Raw genomic sequence first — 16,939 nt, forward strand, 5'->3', positions numbered from 1 at the left:
GTATCGGGGAAGTCTTCAGCGATTATAGGTCATCCAACTTCAGCATCCCGTCCGGGTGCGCCACGCCGAGGTGGGCATACGCCTCCGGCGTCGCGACCCGCCCGCGAGGGGTGCGCCCGAGGAAGCCGATCCGCACGAGGTAGGGCTCGACCACGCTCTCCACGGTCTCCGGTTCCTCCCCCACCGCGACCGCCAGTGTGCTGAGGCCGACGGGCCCGCCGCGGAACCGACGGACCAGGGCGTCCAGCACCGCGCGGTCCAGACGGTCCAGGCCGATCGCGTCCACGTCGTAGAGGTCGAGCGCCGCCCGCACGCCCCCGAGGGTCGCCTCGCCTCCGCCGTGCACGAGCGCATAGTCGCGCACCCGGCGCAGCAGGCGATTGGCGATGCGCGGGGTCCCGCGGGAGCGTCGCGCGATCTCGGAGAGCGAGTCGGTCGGGAGGTCGACGCCGAGTACCGAGGCGGACCGCCCGATGACCTGCTCCAGCTCGCCCTCGTCGTAGAACTCGAGGTGACCGGTGAAGCCGAAGCGGTCGCGGAGCGGGTTCGGCAGCAGTCCGGAGCGCGTGGTGGCGCCGACGAGCGTGAATGGGGACAGCTCCAACGGAATGCTGGTGGCCCCCGCGCCCTTCCCGACCATGATGTCGATCCGGTAGTCCTCCATGGCGAGGTACAGCATCTCCTCCGCCGACCGGGCCATGCGGTGGATCTCGTCGATGAAGAGCACCTCGCCGGGCACGAGGCTCGACAGCAGCGCCGCGAGGTCGCCGGCGTGCTGGATGGCCGGACCGCTGGACATGCGCAGCGGACGGTCGCTCTCGTGCGCGACGATCATGGCCAGTGTGGTCTTGCCGAGTCCCGGGGGCCCCGCGAGCAGGATGTGGTCCGCGGGGCGGGACTGGATGCGGGCCGCCTCCAGGAGCAGCTGCAGCTGTCCACGTACCTTCTGCTGTCCCACGAACTCGCCGAGGCTCGACGGCCGGAGAGCGCCCTCGATGGCGAGCTCGGACTCGTCGGTCGGCTCGGTCGGATCGAGGGCGTCAGCCACGACCCTGGCCTGCCTGCGCCGGGCCGAGCAGCGCGAGCGTGCGCCGCAGCAGCAGGGCCACGGAGGCCCGCTCGGCATCCGTGGCGTCCGTCGCCGTCTGGGTCGCCGCCTCGGCGGCGACCTTCTCGGACCAGCCGAGGCCGACCAGAGCCACCGTCACCTGGGCCACGACATCGTCCCCTCCCGACCCGGCGGGCGACGACGGGGCAGCCACGGCCTGGACCTTGCCGGCGAGCTGCACGACGATGAGCTTCGCGGTCTTCGGTCCGATGCCGGAGACCCGGCGGAACGGTGCATCGTCCTCTGCGGTCACGGCCTCCGCGATCTGGTCCGCGGTGAGGTGCGACAGCACCCCGAGCGCAGACTTCGGGCCGACGCCGGTGACGCTGAGCAGCAGGGAGAAGATCTCCAACTCGCCGCGGTCGGCGAAGCCGAACAGCGAGAGCGAGTCCTCGCGCACGATGAGGCTCGTGTGCAGGAGGAGCTTCTCCCCCACCGTTGCGGTGTGGGCGACATCCGCGGGGACGGCGACCGCGAAGCCCACGCCCCCGACGTCGATGATGACCTGGTCCGGCGTCGTGTGCAGCACGGTGCCGTGCAGAGAGGAGATCATCCTGTCAGTCTAGGAGCCGGCTCGTAGATATGTTCGAGCGACACGCTCCGCGTCGGCCCACGCGCGCTGCGCGGGAGTCAGGCCGCCACCCGTGCGACTCGTCGACGGAGCGCCGCGGCGCCAAGCGTGACACAGCGCGATCGCCAGGGCGTCCGCCGCGTCCGCGGGCTGCGGAGGCGCGTCCAGCCGGAGGATCCGCGCGATCATCGCCTGGACCTGACGCTTGTCGGCGGAGCCGTACCCGGTCACCGCGGCCTTCACCTCGCTGGGCGTGTGGGTCGCCGCCGGCAGGCCGGCCTCGGCCGCGATCAGGAGGGCGACCCCGCTCGCCTGCGCCGTGCCCATCACGGTGTGCGTGTTCTGCTGCGCGAACACCCGCTCGACCGCGACGGCATCGGGCCGGTGCTCGGCGATCGCCGCGCGGATCCCCGCGGCGACGATCGCGAGCCGGTCGCCGATCTCCGCATCCGGGGCGGAGCGGATGACTCCGACGTGGACGAGCGTGCCGCGACGAGCGCGATCGACGTCGACGATGCCGACACCGCACCGGGTCAGTCCGGGGTCGATGCCGAGCACGCGCAACGAAGTGGTCACCTGACCAGGCTAGGCCGCGCGCCGCGTCGTCGGCTCGCGCCGCGCCTACGCGTCGTCGTTCTCGAGCTCTGCCTGGACCTCGGCCGACAGATCGAAGTTGCTGAAGACGTTCTGCACATCCTCGCTGTCCTCGAGCGCATCGATGAGGCGGAACACCTTGCGGGCGGTCTCGGCGTCGATCTCGACCTTGAGGTTCGGCACGAACTCGACGTCGGCCGACTCGTACTCGATCCCGGCGTCCTGCAGGGCGGAGCGGACGGCCACCAGGTCGCTCGCCTCGGTGATGACCTCGAAGCCCTCGGCGTGCGGTTCGATCTCCTCGGCGCCGGCCTCCAGCGCCGCCATCATGACGTCGTCCTCGGTCGTGCCCTCGGAACCGACGACGATGACGCCTTTGCGGCTGAAGTTGTACGCGACGCTGCCCGGATCGGCGAGGGTGCCGCCGTTGCGGCTGAGCGCGGTGCGTACCTCGGCCGCTGCACGGTTCTTGTTGTCGGTCAGACACTCGATCATGAGGGCGACGCCGTTAGGACCGTAGCCCTCGTACATGATCGAGGTGTACTCGACGGCCTCACCGCCGATGCCGGCGCCGCGCTTGATGGCGCGGTCGATGTTGTCCTTGGGGACCGAGGTCTTCTTCGCCTTGAGCACCGCGTCGAAGAGCGTCGGGTTGCCCTGCAGGTCGGCGCCGCCCAGCTTGGCCGCGACCTCGATGTTCTTGATGAGCTTGGCCCAGGACTTCGCACGGCGCGCGTCGATGACGGCCTTCTTGTGCTTGGTCGTGGCCCACTTGGAATGCCCGGACATAAGTCTCCGCTCGTCGTCTGCGCCCCGGAACGCCGCCCAGGGCGTCGTCCAGTCTATCGAACCGTGCCGCGGCACCGCTGTCGTCCCGCTCGCGCAGGCGTTCGCGCGAGTTCAGGCACCTGCGCGCGCACGCGCCTGAACTCGCGCCGATGCCTGAACCCACGACACCGTCAGCGGCGGGCGACCCGGTCGAGGAAGCGCCGGTGGAACCGCGTCTCGTTCGTGATCTCCGGGTGGAAGCTGAGCCCGAGCAGCCCGTCCTGCTCCACTGCGACCACGCGGCCGTCCGGCAGTGTCGCGAGCACCGAGGCCCTCGGCCCGACCGCCTCCACGACGGGTCCGCGGATGAAGGCCGCCGTCACCGGCTCGTCGAACGCGGGCACGGTCAGCTCGGCCTCGAACGATTCGGCCTGACGCCCGAACGCGTTGCGCCGCACGACGGCATCGAGTCCGCCGAAACTCTGCTGTCCTTCGATCGCGTCGACGACCTCGTCGGCCAGCAGGATCAGCCCCGCGCAGGTGCCGAGCATCGGCATCCCGTCGGCGATCGCGTCGCGGATCGGCTGCTGCAAACCGAACAGTCGGGACAGCTTGTCGATCACGGTCGATTCGCCGCCGGGGAGCACGAGACCGTCGACGCGCGCAAGCTCCTCGGCCCTACGGACCAGGGTGACGTCGGCGCCGAGCACTTCCAGGAGCGCGGCGTGCTCCCGCACATCGCCCTGCAGGGCGAGGACGCCGACGCGCGGGCTACCAGCCACGCTCGGCGAGGCGGTGCGGCGCAGGCAGGTCACTCACGTTGATGCCGACCATAGCCTCGCCCAGCCCGCGGGACACCTCGGCGATCACCTTCGGGTCGTCGAAGAACGTGGTGGCCTTGACGATGGCCTTCGCGCGCTCGGCCGGGTTTCCGGACTTGAAGATACCGGAGCCGACGAACACGCCGTCGGCGCCGAGCTGCATCATCATCGCCGCGTCGGCCGGGGTCGCGACGCCTCCGGCGACGAAGAGCACCACGGGGAGCTTCCCGGTCTCGGCGATCTCCGCGACGAGCTCGTACGGTGCCTGCAGCTCCTTCGCGGCGACGAACAGCTCATCCTTCGGCAGCGCGGCAAGCGCGGCGATCTCTCCCCGGATCTTCCGGATGTGCTTCATGGCCTCGGAGACGTCCCCCGTGCCGGCCTCACCCTTGGAGCGGATCATCGCAGCGCCCTCGTTGATGCGGCGGAGCGCCTCCCCCAGGTTCGTGGCGCCGCAGACGAACGGCACGGTGAAGCCGAACTTGTCGATGTGGTTCACGTAGTCGGCGGGCGAGAGCACCTCGGACTCGTCGATGTAGTCGACGCCGAGTTCCTGCAGCACCTGCGCCTCGACGAAGTGGCCGATCCGCGCCTTCGCCATGACGGGGATGGAGACCGCGTCGATGATGCTGTCGATCATGTCGGGGTCGCTCATCCGGGAGACACCGCCCTGCGCGCGGATGTCCGCGGGGACCCGCTCCAGCGCCATCACGGCGACGGCACCGGCGTCCTCGGCGATCTTCGCCTGCTCGGCGGTGACGACGTCCATGATGACGCCGCCCTTGAGCATCTCGGCGAGACCGCGCTTCACGCGTGCGGATCCGGTGGTGGGCTGCTCGGTCATGGGGGTCTCCTGTCGGATGATCCGAAATCGGTTTTGATCTAGATCAAAGGTAGCACTGTCCGATCCACCTAGAATCTCGGAGGAGGATCATGAGCGAGCAGATCAGGGGAACCACCGCGGCGGAGATCGCGGACAGCGTGCGCGCCCTCCGGGACCGCGGCACGCTCCGGCCCGGCGAGGTCCTTCCTCCCGTGCGCGAGCTCGCGGCGACCCTCGGGGTCAACCGCAACACGGCGGTCGCCGCCTACCGCCAGCTCGCGCAGGCGGGACTCGTGCATTCGCGAGGGCGCGCGGGCACGGTCGTCGCCGGGGTCGACGTCGTGCCGCAGGAGGGCTACGCACCGGACACCGTGCTCCGCGACATCGGCACCGGCAACCCTGACCCGGCCCGCATCCCCGACCCGTCGCAGGCGCTCGGCACGATCGGTCGTCGTCCCGTGCTCTACGGGGAGCCGGTGATCGACCGCGGTCTCGAAGCGTGGGCGCGGGAGTGGATGGGTGCCGACCTCCCCGGTCACGACTTCCGGGTCACCGTGACCAGCGGTGCGGTCGATGCCGTCGAACGCCTGCTCGCGCAGGCGCTCATGCGTGACGACGCCGTGGCACTCGAGGACCCCTGCTTCCTCGCGAGCATCCACACCGTGCGGCTCGGCGGGTATCGCGCCATCACAGTCCCGGTGGACAGCGAGGGCATGACGGTCGATGGCCTCCGCGCCGCTCTGGACGCGGGCGTCCGCGCCGTGATCTGCACCCCGCGCGCGCAGAATCCGACGGGGGTGAGCCTCTCCCCCGCCCGCGCGGAGGCGCTGCGCGGCGTGCTCGCCGACCACCCGTATGTGCTCGTCATCGAGGACGACCACTTCTCTCTCCTCTCCCAGCGTCCCTTCGAATCGCTGATCGGCCCCGGCCACCAGCGGTTCGCCCTGGTGCGCTCGGTGTCGAAGTTCCTCGGGCCTGACATGTGCCTGGCGCTCGCGGCGACCGACCCGGAAACCGCAGAGCGCCTGGCGATGCGGCTCAGCCCCGGCACCACGTGGGTGAGCCACCTGCTGCAGCGCCTCACGCTCGCCCAACTCACCGACCCCGACGTCCGCGAGGAGATCGCGGAGGCGGGCCGGCACTACGCCGTGCGGAACGCCGCGTTCGCGGCACGCCTGCGCGCCGCGGGCATCGACGCGCCCGACCCGGACGGCCTGAGCCTGTGGGTCGGATTCGAGAAGCCCGCGCGCACGGTCGCCGACCACCTCATGCGGCGCGGCTGGCTCGCGCGCACCGGCGACGACTTCGCGCTCGACGAGCGCGCCGAGCCCTCGCATCACCTCCGACTCACCGTGCACGACCTCGCCGAGGACGACACGGAGACCCTCATCGCCGACCTCGTCGCCGCCGGACGATGATCACCCGACGCGGGCATCGACCCGCCCAGAATGAAAGGGACCGGGTATGAAGATCCTGTCCATCCAGTCCGCCGTCGCATACGGTCACGTCGGCAACTCCGCCGCCGTCTTCCCGCTGCAGCGCATCGGCGTCGAGGTGCTGCCGGTCTATACCGTGACGTTCTCGAACCACACTGGCTACGGCGCCTGGCGCGGCCCGCTGATCGACCCGGCCGACGTCGGCGAGGTCATCACCGGCATCGAGGAACGCGGCGTGTTCGGTTCCATCGACGCCGTGCTCAGCGGCTATCAGGGCAGCGAAGGCATCGGCGACGTCATCATCGACGCGGTCTCCCGGGTGAAGGCGGCCAACCCCGATGCGCTGTACGCGTGCGACCCGGTCATGGGCAATGCCAAGTCCGGCTGCTTCGTGGCTCCGGCCATCCCGATCCTGCTCCGCGAACGCGTGGTTCCCGTGGCCGACATCATCACGCCGAACCAGTTCGAGCTCGGCTTCCTCACCGAGACCGAGCCCGACACGCTCGAGTCCACCCTCGCGTCGGTCGACCTCGCGCGGGCGATGGGGCCGCGCACGGTGCTCGTCACGAGCGTCGAGCGGCCCGACCGCGAAGAGGGCACGATCGAGATGCTCGCCGTCGACGACGCAGGCGCCTGGCTCGTGCAGACCCCGCACCTGCCGATGAAGGCCAACGGCTCCGGCGACGTGACGGCCGCGCTGTTCACCGCGCACTACGTCGCGACCGGCAGCGCGCAGATCGCTCTGGAGCGCACCGCCTCCAGCGTCTACGACCTGCTGCAGGCCACGCTCGACTCGGGCGAGCGCGAGCTGCAGCTCGTCGAGGCGCAGGAGTTCTACGCGAACCCGCGGATGCAGTTCACCGCCCGCCAGGTGCGCTGACTCCTCCTCGACCCTGGGTCCCTGAGCCTGTCGAAGGGCCGGGTCACGACGCTTCGACAGGCTCAGCGACCCAGAGGCGGCTCAGCGATCGGCGGCGGGCCAGGCCTCCGCGACGGCCTCCCGCACCTCACCGAGGAGCTGCGGGAGCGCCTTCGTCTTGGCGATGATCGGGAAGAAGTTCGCATCTGAGCGCCACCGCGGCACGACGTGCTGGTGCAGATGCGCGTCCACGCCCGCTCCGGCCACCGCGCCCTGGTTCATCCCGAGGTTGAAGCCGTCGCAGCCGGAGACCTCGCGGAGCACGCGCATCGCGGTCTGGGTGAGCGCGCCGATCTCCGCGACCTCCTCGGGCGTCGCCTGGTCGTAGGTGGCGATGTGCCGGTACGGGCACACGAGCAGATGCCCCGAGTTGTACGGGAAGAGGTTCAGCAGCACGTACGCGGTCTCCCCGCGCGCCACGATGAGCCGCTCGGCGTCCGGGTACTTCGGCGCCTCGCAGAACGGGCATTCCTCGCGCAGCGGTTCCGGCCCGGCCTGGATGTACGCCATCCGATGCGGGGTCCACAGCCGCTGGAACTCGTCGGGCACCCCGACGAGACGGGAGGCGTCCTCGAGGTCCGCCTCACCGCCCGTCATGCGAGGTCTCCCGCCTTCAACACCAGCGCGTGCGACGCGATGGCGGCGCTGATCCGGCGCACGGCGTCGGCGACCGGCACGCCGTTCTCCTGCGTGCCGTCGCGGAAGCGGAACGACACGGTCCCCGCGGCGCGATCCTGCTCCCCCACGATGAGGATCAGCGGGACCTTCGCGGTGGTGTGATTCCGGATCTTCTTCTGCATGCGGTCGTCGGAGTGATCGACGTCGGCCCGCACGCCCGCCGCGCGCAGCTGCGCGATGACGTCGTCCAGGTAGTCGCCGTACTGCTCGGCCACCGGCACACCCACCACCTGGCTGGGCGCGAGCCAGAGCGGGAAGTCGCCGGCGTAGTGCTCGAGCAGGATCGCGAAGAAGCGCTCGACGGAGCCGAGGAGCGCCCGGTGGATCATCACGGGGCGGTGCTTCTGCCCGTCAGGACCGGTGTACTCCAGCTCGAAGCGGTCGGGCTGGTTGAAGTCGAGCTGGATGGTCGACATCTGCCAGGTGCGGCCGATGGCGTCGCGAGCCTGCACCGAGATCTTCGGGCCGTAGAAGGCCGCGCCGCCCGGGTCGGCCACGAGCTCGAGACCGGACTCGATCGCGACCTCGCGCAGCGTGTCGATCGCCGTCGACCACTGCTCGGGCTCGCCCAGGAACTTCGGGTTGCCCTCCTCGTTCGTCGAGAGCTCGAGGTAGAAGTCGTTGAGGCCGTAGTCGCGGAGCAGGTCGAGCACGAGGTTCAGGTTGGTGGTGAGCTCCTCCTTGACCTGGTCCTGGGCGACGTAGATGTGCGCGTCGTCCTGGGTCAGGCCGCGCACGCGGGTGAGCCCTGACAGCGTTCCGCTCTTCTCGTAGCGATAGACCGTGCCGAACTCGGCCAGACGCAGCGGCAGCTCCCGGTAGGAGCGCCCGCGCGAACGGAAGATGAGGTTGTGGAACGGGCAGTTCATCGGCTTCAGGTAGTAGTCCTGGCCCTGGCGGGTGACGTTGCCCTCGTCGTCGACGACCTCGTCGAGGTGCATCGGGGGGAACATGCCGTCCGCGTAGGTCTGCAGGTGCCCCGACGTCATGAAGAGATCCTTCTTCGTGATGTGCGGGCTGTTGACGAGGTCGTAGCCGTTGCGCAGCAGGTGCTTGCGCAGGTTCTCCTCGATCTCGTAGCGGATGATGCCGCCCTTGGGGTGGAACACCGCCAGTCCCGAGCCGATCTCGTCCGGGAAGGAGAACAGGTCCATCTCGGCGCCGAGCTTGCGGTGGTCGCGGCGCTCGGCCTCGGCGATGCGCTCCTGGTAGGCGCGGAGCTCGTCCTTCGTCGGCCATGCGGTGCCGTAGATGCGCTGGAGCTGCGGGTTCTTCTCACTCCCCCGCCAGTACGCGGCGGCGATGCGGGTGAGGTCCCAGCCGTTGCCGATCATGCGCGTGTTGGGCAGGTGCGGACCGCGGCAGAGGTCCTTCCAGACGACCTCGCCGTCGCGGGTGGTGTTGTCGTAGATCGTGAGCTCGCCCTCGCCCACCTCGACGGAGGCCCCCTCCGCGATCTCGGCATCACCCTGGGTCCCTGAGCCTGTCGAAGGGCCCTTGAGCCCGATGAGCTCGAGCTTGAACGGCTCGTCCGCCAGCTCCGCACGAGCCTCCTCATCCGTCACGACGCGACGGACGAAGCGCTGGCCCTCACGGACGATGCGCTGCATCTCCTTGGAGATCGCCTTGATGTCCTCCGGCGTGAACGGGGTGTCGACACCGAAGTCGTAGTAGAAGCCGTCGGTGATGGGTGGACCGATGCCGAGGTTCGCCTGCGGGTTGATCCGCTGCACCGCCTGCGCGAGCACGTGCGCGGTCGAGTGACGCAGGATGTTCAGGCCGTCGGGGCTGTCGATCGTGACGGGCTCGACGTCGTCGGTCTCGGTGACCGTCGCAGCGAGGTCCTTGAGGACGCCGCCGACGCGCATGGCGACGACGTTTCGGTCAGAGAACAGGGCGAAGCCGTCGGTCGGCTGGGCGTTTTCAAGCACTGATCACTCCATCTGGGTCTGGATCTAGGCTACTCGTCCGCTCGCGGGTCGCCGACCGTCACGCGGCGGTCTCCGACAGCGGATCCGCGGCCACCGGCGCGAAGATGATGATCGCCGCCCCGGCCAGCGCCACCACGGAGCCGATGACGTCCCACGAGGTGGGGCGGAATCCGTCGACGATGACGCCCCAGGCGAGGGATCCGGCGATGAAGATCCCGCCGTACGCAGCCAGGACGCGGCCGAAGTTCGCATCCGGCTGCAGAGCGGCGATGAACCCGTACGCACCGAGCGCCATGACCCCGAGGACCGCGAACAACCACCCGCGGTCTTCCTTCACCGCCTGCCAGATGAGCCAGGCACCGCCGATCTCGGCGACGGCGGCGAGGAGGAAGAGGACGGCGATGCGCAGCACGGTCATCGCCTCAGTGTGACAGCCTCGGCGTCCGACGGGGACGGTAGCGTGGGCGCATGACACGGACGATCGCCCGCTGGCTCCTCGCGCTCGCCCTCGGGGCGATGGGCGTGCTGCACTTCACCCAGACCCGCGGGTTCCGGGTCGTCGTGCCCGACTGGGCGACCCACCTGACCCGGATGGACAAGGACACGATCGTCCTGGCGTCGGGTGCGGCCGAGGTCGCGCTCGCCGCGGGGCTGGTGGCACTGCCGCGAGAAAGACGGAAGATGGGGTGGGCGACAGCGGGGTTCTTCGCCGCGGTCTTCCCCGGCAACTGGCACCAGTGGCGCACCGGGCGATCGACGCCGGGACTCGATACGGACCGACGGCGGTTTGGCCGCCTGTTCCTGCAACCTCTGCTGATCGCCTGGGCCCTGTGGGCGACCCGATGACCTCGCCTTCGATCGTCTGGTTCCGCGACGATCTCCGCCTGGCCGACAACCCCGCGCTGCGTGCCGCCGTCGAGCGCGACGAACCGATCATCGCGCTCTTCGTCCTCGACGAGGACTCCCCCGGCATCCGTCCGCTGGGCGGCGCGGCGCGCTGGTGGCTGCACCATTCGCTGGCCTCGCTCGCCGAGCGGCTGCAGGAGAAGGGGGCGACGCTGGTGCTGCGGTGTGGGCCCGCCGACCGGATCGTGCGGGAGCTGGTTGCGGAGTCGGGCGCCGGAGCGATCTTCTGGAACCGCCGCTACGGGGCGGCCGGGCGCGAGATCGACGCGGGGCTGAAGGCGGCGCTGCGCGACGACGGTCTCCAGGTGGCTTCTTTCGCGGCGTCGCTTCTGCACGAGCCGTGGACGGTCACCACCGGGAGCGGCACGCACTACTCGGTCTTCACGCCGTTCTGGCGGGCCTGCCTGGCCCTCCCGGCCCCGCGCGCCCCGCTCCCTGAGCCTCGAGAGCTCCGCGGCGACGGCAGGCGGCTCCGCTCCGACGCGCTGGACGACTGGAGGCTCCTGCCCACCGCCCCAGACTGGGCGGGCGGTCTGCGCGATACCTGGGAGCCCGGCGAGCCCGCCGCGCGCCGCCGATTGCGGCATTTCCTCGCCGAAGACCTCCGCACGTACGACCACGCTCGCGACGCGCCGGCTGCCGGTGCCACCTCCCGGTTGTCCCCGCGTCTGCGCTGGGGCGAGCTCAGTCCGTTCACCGTGTGGCACGAGGCGATCGAGGTCGACGGGGCCGGCGGATTCCTCTCGGAACTCGGCTGGCGCGAGTTCGCCTGGCACACGCTGTTCCACTTCCCGGATCTCGCGACGAAGAACCTGCGGCGCGAGTTCGACGCGTTCCCGTGGCCTCCCCTGGACCCCGCGCGGCTGGAGCTCTGGCAGCACGGCGAGACCGGAGTCCCCCTCGTCGACGCGGGCATGCGCGAGCTCTGGCACACGGGGTACATGCACAACCGGGTGCGGATGGTCACGGCATCGTTCCTCGTCAAGAACCTCCTGATCGACTGGCGGCTCGGCGAGGAGTGGTTCTGGGACACGCTGGTGGACGCCGACGACGCGAGCAATCCGTTCAACTGGCAGTGGGTCGCGGGCTCCGGTGCCGACGCCGCCCCGTACTTCCGTGTGTTCAACCCGGAGCTGCAGGCCAAGAAGTTCGACGGCGAGGGGCAGTACATCGGCCGCTGGGCTGCGGGCGCCCCCGCCGAGCCGATCGTCGGCCTCGGTGAGACTCGGAAGGCAGCGCTCGCGGCCTACGACGTCGTGAAGCGCTCCGGCGCACCGCGGAGCTGACGCCTGGCTCACGCCCGCGGCCACCGCCGGCGCATGGCAGACTGGTGCCCGTGAGCCCGTCCCGCAAGCCCGCCGTCGTGCGGGGCTTCGCGACCTCGTCGCTCGCGATCTTCGTGGCCCTGGCGGGTCACGTGAGCGGCGGCGGAGAGATGCCGGGCCCTCTGGGCATCCTGGTGCCCTGGCTGTTCGCCTTCATGGTGAGCGTGCTCCTCGCCGGACGAAGGCTCTCCCTCACCCGGCTCACGCTCTCCGTGGTCGTGAGCCAGTTCCTCTTCCACGTCCTCTTCGTGCTCGGCACGGTCACTCCGTCCGGCGCGGCGATCCGTCACGTGCACGGCGCTCCGCTCGTGCTCCCCGCAGCCGAAGGCTCTGCGGTCGTCGCGAGCGGGGATGCCGCGATGTGGCTCGGGCATGCCCTCGCCGCGGTCGTCACGGTGACGGCGCTCCACCGCGGGGAGCGGCTGCTGCTCACCCTGCGCGCTCTCGCCGTCCGAATGGTCCGCTGGGTGCGTCGGCGTGCGGACGCGACGCTCGCCCCGCGCGCCGCTGCTTCTCCGTTCCGCCTCGCCGGGCTCTTCCTCGTGCCGGCGGGCCGTGGTCTTCGCCTCCTCACTCCGCTTCTCGGGCGCGCCCCGCCCTCTCTCCCCGCGCTCTGATCCGCGCCCGCGGCCTCCCGCCGTGCGGTGCGTCCTCGCGCCGTCCGCTGTGACGCGCGTCCGAACGCAGGTACCCGCGTCGCTCGGCGACGTCTGAAGAGAGGCTCTTCCATGTCCCCTGTCCGCAGATTCGCGGCCGGGGCGGTGCTGGCGGCTGTCGCGATCCTCGCGACGGCAGCGCCGGCGACCGCCCATGACCAACTCATCGAGAGCAGCCCAGGCGACGGGGAGCATCTCGACGCTGCGCCCTCGAGCGTCACCATGACGTTCTCGGGCGAACTCCTCGTCCTCGACGAGTCGACCGCCGGGGCCGTCGTCCTCGTCGTCGACGCGGAGGGCGAGGACTGGGCGACGGGCGAGGTGGAGGTGCGCGGACGGAACATCACCGCTGCCCTCCTGCCCGACATGCCGGACGGCGGGTACCAGGTGCGCTGGCAGGTCGTCTCCGAGGACGGACATCCGATCGCGGGGGTCATCCCCTTCGCGATCGGTGACGCCGTCCCGCTGGCATCGACAGGGAACCCGGAGTCGACCGCGTCCGCCCCGGACGGATCGTCGACCGCATCGGATCAGAACGCAGACGAGACGGGCGGCCCGATCCGGGTCCTGCTCGTCGGCGGGGCGGGCGCGGCACTCGCCGTCGCCGCCTTCGCCCTCCTCCTCATCCTCCGCCGCCGCCGCGCGGCGGCCGTGCCGCCGGAATCCGGCGACGACACGGCAGAGAACTCCTGAAAGGCATCATCATGAATACTCGCACTTCTCTCCCCCGCTTCGGCGCGGCGATCGTCCTCTCGCTGGTCGCGCTCACCGGGTGCACCGCGCCCACAGAAACCGAGACCCCGACCAGCACCCCCGCCGGTGACGATCTCCGGATCGACGACGCCTGGGTCAAGGCGGCCGACGAAGGCATGTCCGCGGCTTTCGGCGTGCTCGTCAACGAGGGCGAGGAGGACGTGACGGTGACATCGGTCACCTCCGCCGCCTCGCCGATGATCGAGCTCCACGAGACCGTGGAGAACGAGGCCGGGGAGATGGTCATGCGGGAGATCGCCGGGGGCTTCGTCGTCCCCGCCGGCGGCAGCCTCGCCCTCGAGCCCGGGGGTAATCACATCATGATGATGGACCTCTCCGAGCCTCTGGAAGCCGGTGACGAGGTCGCGTTCACCGTCACCCTGTCGGACGACTCGACGTTCGAGTTCGCCGCGCCGGTGAAGGACTACTCCGGCGCGAACGAGAACTACGACGGCGCCGACGACCACGAGGGCATGGACCACTGATGTCCGCGCGCGTCTCGGGCGCGCGCACCGGCCGCACCGGCTCGACCCGGCGGCAGTTCCTCCTCGGAGGGGCTGTCGCCGGTGTCGGCGCCGCCGTCGCGGTCGGGGCCGACCTCGCCCTCACGCGGGCGGACACGGAGGCTCCCGCGGCCCCCGCACCGCTCAACGGCTCCCTCACCGTCCCGTTCCACGGTGTTCATCAGGCCGGGATCGACACCCCTGCCCAGGCGCACGGCTCATTCGTGGCGCTCGACCTCCGGCCGGAGGTCGACCGCGACGCGCTCCGCCGGCTCCTGCGGATCCTCACGGACGATGCGGCGCGGCTCACCCAGGGACGATCGGCGCTCGCGGACTCCGAGCCGGAGCTCGCCGTCGCCCCTGCCCGGTTGACCGTCACGTTCGGCTTCGGCCCGGCGCTCGTGGCACGAGCGGGCGGCAATACCCCCGCGTGGCTCGCTCCGCTTCCCGCCTTCCGCGTTGACCGCCTGCAGCCGGAGTTCTCGGACGGAGACCTGCTCCTGCAGATCGCCGCCGACGACCCCCTGACCGTCGCGCACGCGCAGCGCATGCTCCTGAAGGACGCGCGCGGCTTCGCGACCGTCCGATGGATCCAGCAGGGCTTCCGCCGGGCACACGGCACTGAGCGACCGGGCACGACCATGCGCAACCTCTTCGGCCAGGTCGACGGCACGAGCAATCCGCAGCCGGGGACCGCGGACTTCGACCAGGTGGTGTGGAGTGGGGACGGCTGGCTGGCCGGCGGCACCGGCATGGTCCTGCGCCGCATCCGCATGGACCTCGACACCTGGGACCGCCTGGATCGCGGAGGCCGCGAGGCCTCGGTGGGGCGGACGCTCCGCGACGGTGCGCCGCTCACGGGGACGTCGGAGTTCGACGAGCCGGACTTCGACGCGACGACGGCCATCGGGTTCCCCGTCATCCCGGCGTTCGCGCACATCCGGCGCGCACGCGGGGACGGGACGGAGCGCATCTTCCGACGGGCGTACAACTACGACGAGCGCCCGGCCGGAGACGGCGTCTCCGAATCCGGGCTGCTCTTCGCCGCGTTCCAGGCCGACGTCGCGCGGCAGTTCGTCCCGATGCAGCAACGGCTCGACGAGCTCGACCTGCTCAACGAGTGGACGGTCCCGATCGGATCCGCCGTGTTCGCGGTGCCCCCGGGGTGCGCGGAGGGCGGCTACATCGGGGAGACGCTGCTCGACTGAGGTCGAGGACTCAGTGGGGTCCGCGTCGCCGGGCGGCGGCGACCGCGGGCCCCACACCGTCCAGGACGGGCTCTCCGTGGCCCGTCAGGACGACCCGCGCGCTCGTGCGCGCCAGGGTGTCCAGCGACTCCATCGCCTCCGCGGTGTCGGCCGTGGCCGCCCTGGCGACGATCTGGGGTCCGGTCTCGCCGGTGTACGGGTCGAGCGTCACGAGGGCGTCGCCGGCGATGAGCACCCCGGACTCCTCCAACAGGTATGCGCAGTGCCCTTCCGTGTGCCCGGGAGTCCACAGCGCGATCGGGGTCCCAGGGGCGTCGATCGGATGCTCGTGTCTCACGCGCGGCTGCGCCTCGACGCCGCGGACGTTCAGGGCTCCGGCGAGTGCCATCCGGGTGATGGTCGGGATCCCCCGCGGATGGGTGAGCACGTAGGGGACGCGCGGTGAGGCCGGACGGTAGCTGTAGGGATGACGGGCCAGTTGTGCGTCGCGAGGGTGGACGAACACGGAGACCCCTTCCTCGTGCAACGCGCACGCGACACCGACGTGGTCGAAATGCCCGTGCGTCAGGACGACCGCATCGATGTCGGACTCCGTCGCCCCGAGGTGGCTGAGCAGGTCGCGCAGTTCGCCCCGGCTGCGCGGCAGTCCCGCATCGAACAGCGTCAGCCCGTCCGCGGTCTGCACGAGGTAGCAGTTGACGTCCGCCACGCTGATGCCGAAGAAGCCGGGAACGACCTCCGTCCATTGCCGCCCTCTGCTCATCCCCGGTCCTCCTCGTCGTCGGCGGGTCCGCGACCCGCATCGAAGTTGCGCTCGTACCGCTCCCTGGCCTCGAGCAGCACGTGTGCGCCGATCACGGCGATGGGCTCCACCTGTCGCAGCAGCGGCTCGCAGTCGGGCCCCCGGCCGCAGTGCTCGCCTCGCAGGACCCAGGCGATGCGCTGCGGATCCTTCTCGGCGAGGTGTCGGTACTGACAGAGCTGGCGCGCGAGCCAGTCCTCCAGCGGACGCGTCCACCAGCGCTCGGCATCCAAGGGATTGACGGAGAGGCCGGGAAGCTCGAGTCCGCTCTCGGTGTCGACGCTGGAACGGCGTGCATCCGCATCCGGCCCCTCCGAGTAGCGGACGTGCAGGCCGGGGCATGCGCGGACGACGGCGGCCAGCTGCGCCAGATGGTCGATGCGTCGCAGCCCGGTCGCCGCGTCGCGATCGGGAGCAGAGACGGGCCCGCAGGTGCGGTCGAGAGCAGCATCGGTCATGGCCCGAGCGTAAGAAGCGGCCGTGACGACGCCGAGGGGGATTGACAATCCGGGCATCGAGCGCATCATCGCCGGAGCGCTCGCGGACGCGGGGGAAGCTACCGCGCCGCTTCCGCCGCGTCAATGCCCTCTCAGCCCGTACCCCGGGGTTCTACCTTCGGGCAACCGCACCCACCTTGGAGGGATCATGAGCGACACCACCCACACCACCCGCTACGCCGAGACACCGATCCAGAAGACGGCGCTGATCGTCGGCATCGTCTTCCTCATCGTCGGCATCGCCGGCTTCATCCCGGGCCTGACCCACTCGGCCGAACACCTGCACGGTGCCGGAGCAGCATCGGAGGCCCTGCTCCTCGGCCTCTTCCAGGTCTCGGTCCTGCACAACGTCGTGCACCTGCTGTTCGCCGTCGCGGGCATCGCGCTCGCCGCCTCGCCGCGCGCCTCCCGCCTCTACCTCATCATCGGCGGGCTCGCGTACCTCGTCGTCTGGCTGTACGGCCTCATCGCGGTCGGCAACGAGCAGCTGAACTTCCTGCCGGTGAACAACGCCGACAACTGGCTCCACCTCGGTCTCGCGATCGGCATGGTGCTGCTGGGCATCTTCGTCAGTCGAGAGCCGCGCGTCCCGCGGAACGGCGCCGGCACCGCGCGCGTCTGACGCTCGGTGCACCCCCAG

At 70.7% G+C, this 16,939-nt stretch carries 20 protein-coding genes; 9 read left to right on the forward strand and 11 right to left on the reverse strand.

Annotated elements, in window-relative coordinates; all coding sequences use genetic code 11:
* Window positions 1-22: 22 nt before the first annotated feature.
* From ruvB to pdxS, 6 genes are all read right to left on the reverse strand, one after another.
* Window positions 23-1,048: a Holliday junction branch migration DNA helicase RuvB gene (gene ruvB, locus KZC57_RS02155; RefSeq protein WP_060922274.1), complete on the reverse strand. Its 1,026-nt coding sequence runs from the start codon at window positions 1,046-1,048 to the stop codon at window positions 23-25.
* Complete coding sequence (gene ruvA / locus KZC57_RS02160) at window positions 1,041-1,661, reverse strand: Holliday junction branch migration protein RuvA (RefSeq protein WP_247640937.1); 621 nt, start codon at window positions 1,659-1,661, stop codon at window positions 1,041-1,043. The genes ruvB and ruvA overlap by 8 nt, the downstream gene beginning before the upstream one ends.
* Before the next feature lie 9 nt (window positions 1,662-1,670).
* Window positions 1,671-2,255 (reverse strand): crossover junction endodeoxyribonuclease RuvC, encoded by a 585-nt coding sequence (gene ruvC / locus KZC57_RS02165; RefSeq protein WP_060922276.1) that lies wholly within the window; start codon window positions 2,253-2,255, stop codon window positions 1,671-1,673.
* 45 nt (window positions 2,256-2,300) lie between these two features.
* On the reverse strand, window positions 2,301-3,062 hold the full coding sequence (locus tag KZC57_RS02170; RefSeq protein WP_060922277.1) for a YebC/PmpR family DNA-binding transcriptional regulator: 762 nt from the start codon (window positions 3,060-3,062) through the stop codon (window positions 2,301-2,303).
* 170 nt (window positions 3,063-3,232) lie between these two features.
* Window positions 3,233-3,823 (reverse strand): pyridoxal 5'-phosphate synthase glutaminase subunit PdxT, encoded by a 591-nt coding sequence (pdxT, locus tag KZC57_RS02175; protein WP_060922278.1) that lies wholly within the window; start codon window positions 3,821-3,823, stop codon window positions 3,233-3,235.
* Window positions 3,813-4,706 carry a pyridoxal 5'-phosphate synthase lyase subunit PdxS gene (gene pdxS, locus KZC57_RS02180; RefSeq protein ID WP_247640938.1) on the reverse strand — a complete coding sequence of 298 codons (894 nt, stop codon included), beginning with the start codon at window positions 4,704-4,706 and terminating at the stop codon, window positions 3,813-3,815. The genes pdxT and pdxS overlap by 11 nt, the downstream gene beginning before the upstream one ends.
* An 89-nt stretch (window positions 4,707-4,795) precedes the next feature.
* Between pdxS and KZC57_RS02185 the strand changes: the two genes are divergently transcribed.
* On the forward strand, window positions 4,796-6,103 hold the full coding sequence (locus KZC57_RS02185) for an aminotransferase class I/II-fold pyridoxal phosphate-dependent enzyme (RefSeq protein ID WP_247640939.1): 1,308 nt from the start codon (window positions 4,796-4,798) through the stop codon (window positions 6,101-6,103).
* A 46-nt stretch (window positions 6,104-6,149) separates the two neighbouring features.
* Window positions 6,150-7,001 (forward strand): pyridoxal kinase PdxY, encoded by an 852-nt coding sequence (gene pdxY, locus KZC57_RS02190; protein ID WP_060922279.1) that lies wholly within the window; start codon window positions 6,150-6,152, stop codon window positions 6,999-7,001.
* An 81-nt stretch (window positions 7,002-7,082) separates the two neighbouring features.
* Here pdxY and KZC57_RS02195 read toward each other — a convergent pair whose 3' ends face one another.
* From KZC57_RS02195 to KZC57_RS02205, 3 genes are all read right to left on the reverse strand, one after another.
* Entirely contained in the window at window positions 7,083-7,637 is a 555-nt protein-coding gene (locus KZC57_RS02195) for an HIT domain-containing protein (RefSeq protein ID WP_025103533.1), read from the reverse strand.
* A complete protein-coding gene (gene thrS / locus KZC57_RS02200; protein WP_247641602.1) occupies window positions 7,634-9,586 on the reverse strand; it encodes a threonine--tRNA ligase in 1,953 nt (650 codons plus the stop codon). The genes KZC57_RS02195 and thrS overlap by 4 nt, the downstream gene beginning before the upstream one ends.
* Window positions 9,587-9,707: 121 nt before the next feature.
* Entirely contained in the window at window positions 9,708-10,067 is a 360-nt protein-coding gene (locus KZC57_RS02205; RefSeq protein ID WP_060923165.1) for a YnfA family protein, read from the reverse strand.
* Window positions 10,068-10,117: 50 nt separating this feature from the next.
* Here KZC57_RS02205 and KZC57_RS02210 point away from each other — a divergent pair, with 50 nt between their 5' ends.
* The 6 genes from KZC57_RS02210 to KZC57_RS02235 all read left to right on the forward strand — a co-directional run bounded on the left by KZC57_RS02210 (window position 10,118) and on the right by KZC57_RS02235 (window position 15,000).
* The gene (locus KZC57_RS02210; protein WP_060923166.1) at window positions 10,118-10,495 is read left to right on the forward strand and encodes a hypothetical protein; all 378 of its coding nucleotides are present in this window, start codon (window positions 10,118-10,120) and stop codon (window positions 10,493-10,495) included.
* The gene (locus KZC57_RS02215) at window positions 10,492-11,841 is read left to right on the forward strand and encodes a deoxyribodipyrimidine photo-lyase (RefSeq protein WP_247640940.1); all 1,350 of its coding nucleotides are present in this window, start codon (window positions 10,492-10,494) and stop codon (window positions 11,839-11,841) included. Before KZC57_RS02210 ends, KZC57_RS02215 begins: the two co-directional genes overlap by 4 nt.
* 50 nt (window positions 11,842-11,891) lie before the next feature.
* The gene (locus tag KZC57_RS02220) at window positions 11,892-12,497 is read left to right on the forward strand and encodes a hypothetical protein (protein WP_157546958.1); all 606 of its coding nucleotides are present in this window, start codon (window positions 11,892-11,894) and stop codon (window positions 12,495-12,497) included.
* 111 nt (window positions 12,498-12,608) lie between these two features.
* On the forward strand, window positions 12,609-13,229 hold the full coding sequence (locus tag KZC57_RS02225) for a copper resistance CopC family protein (protein WP_247640941.1): 621 nt from the start codon (window positions 12,609-12,611) through the stop codon (window positions 13,227-13,229).
* Window positions 13,230-13,240: 11 nt separating this feature from the next.
* Entirely contained in the window at window positions 13,241-13,774 is a 534-nt protein-coding gene (locus KZC57_RS02230) for a copper chaperone PCu(A)C (RefSeq protein ID WP_247640942.1), read from the forward strand.
* Window positions 13,774-15,000 (forward strand): Dyp-type peroxidase, encoded by a 1,227-nt coding sequence (locus tag KZC57_RS02235; RefSeq protein WP_247640943.1) that lies wholly within the window; start codon window positions 13,774-13,776, stop codon window positions 14,998-15,000. Before KZC57_RS02230 ends, KZC57_RS02235 begins: the two co-directional genes overlap by 1 nt.
* 10 nt (window positions 15,001-15,010) lie before the next feature.
* Here KZC57_RS02235 and KZC57_RS02240 read toward each other — a convergent pair whose 3' ends face one another.
* A complete protein-coding gene (locus KZC57_RS02240; protein WP_247640944.1) occupies window positions 15,011-15,763 on the reverse strand; it encodes an MBL fold metallo-hydrolase in 753 nt (250 codons plus the stop codon).
* Window positions 15,760-16,260, reverse strand: a complete 501-nt coding sequence (locus KZC57_RS02245; protein ID WP_247640945.1) for a DUF6098 family protein — start codon at window positions 16,258-16,260, stop codon at window positions 15,760-15,762. Before KZC57_RS02245 ends, KZC57_RS02240 begins: the two co-directional genes overlap by 4 nt.
* 187 nt (window positions 16,261-16,447) lie before the next feature.
* Between KZC57_RS02245 and KZC57_RS02250 the strand changes: the two genes are divergently transcribed.
* Complete coding sequence (locus tag KZC57_RS02250) at window positions 16,448-16,921, forward strand: DUF4383 domain-containing protein (RefSeq protein ID WP_105949880.1); 474 nt, start codon at window positions 16,448-16,450, stop codon at window positions 16,919-16,921.
* Window positions 16,922-16,939 lie beyond the last annotated feature (18 nt).

Origin of the sequence: Microbacterium sp. KSW4-4 (assembly GCF_023091185.1) — a bacterium.
GTDB lineage: Bacteria > Actinomycetota > Actinomycetes > Actinomycetales > Microbacteriaceae > Microbacterium > Microbacterium paraoxydans.